General features: G+C 48.2%; 1 protein-coding gene. It reads right to left on the bottom strand.

The window, feature by feature from the left end:
* On the bottom strand, positions 1 to 2,438 hold a 2,438-nt coding region (locus KK060_RS24730; protein WP_254157949.1), incomplete at both ends, for an RHS repeat domain-containing protein.

The following is a 2,438-nucleotide window of genomic DNA, read 5'->3' as shown; positions in this document are numbered from 1 at the left end:
CGGTACTTGCCATTCGCATTCCAGGTTCTGTTGGGTTGGTCCATACCGAAGGGGTAGTAGTTCTGGATGCTCGTTACTTTCGCTTCGTATGCTCCAGGTACGCCTGCCGTGATCACACTCAGCTTCACATCACCGATAACTGTTCTTACATTGCCCAGGTGGTCTTTCAGCTCATATTGCCTGCTGTTCAGTGTCCGGGTGTATAACCCATCCGGTGGCAGTATCGTCCCTCCTGTCTCGCTTACCCGTACTGTAAATGGTGCTGTGCCGCTTTCTGGGGCTGTGTAGCTGAAGCCTGCGCCTAACCTTAACGCTACGCCCGGGTTGAGCAAGTATGATACCGACTCATACGCATTCTTCATCGTGCTTACTGCCAAACGCGCCTCTCCTGCTTCTGGGGTTACCACCGGCGTCGCTGTGACACTTACCGGTTTGCTATACTCTCCTATCCGATCACTTCCATAAATTGGTAGTTCCGTTAACGTAAGCTCTGGTGCTGCGCCTGTACCCTGGTCGATCTTCTCATAAACTCCCATGATGTTGCCACTCGCATCTCTTACGTAGTAGTTGGTGATCGATAATCCTGCGGCATTTATTCGCTTCTTGCTTACCCTGTTACCCGAGGCATCATAGCTAAACTCAGTATAGCCACTGCCCGCCTTGCTCACCCGTTTCACCTTCCCATATGGTGTCCAGCTGATGGTGGTCTGTTGTTGTTTGTCTGCTATTAGATTACCTATGGCATCGTATTTATAATTGTCTGCTTCCTGGCCTGGCTCTACATCCTGGCTAAAGCCTGGTGAAGCTGCTGCTATATCTGTTACCTGCGTCAGCAGGTTTGTGCCTGGCTTATAGGTATAAGTAAAATTATCCATTACCGTATTGCCTCCAGCATAGTTTACTTGCGTCAGGATGTTCCCATTCGCATCGTAGCTCTGGTTGTTGTGGTAGTCATTGCCATTGCCATATGTGCTGCCATTGAATATCCTTGTATCTGCCCGCGTTAACCGGTTCAACTCATCATACTGAAATACATAACCTGTAAGGTTTGTCTTGTGCTGGATGTTGGCATTCGCATATTGGGTATTGATACTTCCCGGGTAATGGTTACGTAGCGTCCATGTGGCTATGTTACCATTGTATAGGTCTCTGCCTGCCAGCGGCATAAGGGTGCTTATGGTAGAAGCATCCAGTGGTGAGCCACTTCGCTTATAGTCTCCGCTGAAGTAGGTCAGCGCCATACCAAATGCATCTCTGCCTGTCACTGATCCCGCATCTCCGTCCTTCAACGGATCGTTTGCCTTATCCAGCAGTGGATGGTTGATCGCCTTCAGCCAGCCATGGATGGTGTAGGTATAATCCATACCCTGCAGTTTATCCTGACCAAGCACCGTGCGTTTCAATGGACCATGAAGGTAATATTCATAGTCTGCCTCCTTCTCCCACAGGTAGCCATCTCTGCTTGTGCTTACGCCGGTGATCCTGTTGTTAGCATCGTAATCATATTTATGATAGAACTGGTCTGCCTGTCCCGGGTTGTAACTTACCTTGGTTACCTTGCCACTGATCAGGTCATATTCATACTTCATGGCTACGGGAGGAAGACCAGGGATCATCTGCAACAACCACTCTACATTTCCATGTGGATCATAACTGTAAACAGTAGTGGTCTGATCTGACAATGTCTGCAGATCGCCATCTTCATCGTTCAAAGCATAGCTTACACGATTCCTTAAGTATCGCTGGCTATAGCCTGTGGGCAATGATGTTGTACTATACGCTGATGTGTATACTGTAACAGTTACCTGGCTGATATTACCTGACGGGAAGGTGCTGTTCAGGTTGCGGTTGTTATACAATGTTGTCTCATCGTAACCACCGGCTTCTCCTACTTCTGTTATCCTGCCCAGCGCATCGTACTTGGTATAAGCATAGGTGTCACTGGCTTTCTGCTTGGCATTCCTTGAAAATCTAAGCTGACCTTTGTCATTGTAGATGTAAGTAGCATAGTAGTCTGTACTGTTAAGTACGCTCTCTGCTGATGTACTTGCAGGTCTTGCTGTAGTAACAGGATTGGCATCCGGTGAATGTTCTCGCACCAGCTGACTTAAACTGTTGTACTGGTACTCGGTAACAAGGGTATGTGCCGGATAGGTATTACGTGCTGTATTAAGGCTGCCTGAATTACTTACATTAAGCAGGGCTACTCCCTTTGGTGGTACGGTACGCATCAGGTTACCTGCCCTGTCATAGTAATAAAGCGTGTAGTGATGGTGACCGGTGCTATAGGTTATCGTAAGCCTGTCCTTGATATTGGATGGCTCAGCACAGCCTTTGTATTGTTCTCTGAAGCTCTGGATCCTGTTTGTGATCGCCTGTTCTACCTGCTGATCAATCGCTGCCTTTACTGCCTGTGTGCTCGCTTCAGCACAAGTCTC

Origin of the sequence: Chryseosolibacter indicum (assembly GCF_018598585.1) — a bacterium.
GTDB lineage: Bacteria > Bacteroidota > Bacteroidia > Cytophagales > Cyclobacteriaceae > Chryseosolibacter > Chryseosolibacter indicus.
This window is presented reverse-complemented; position numbering and strand designations above follow the sequence as displayed.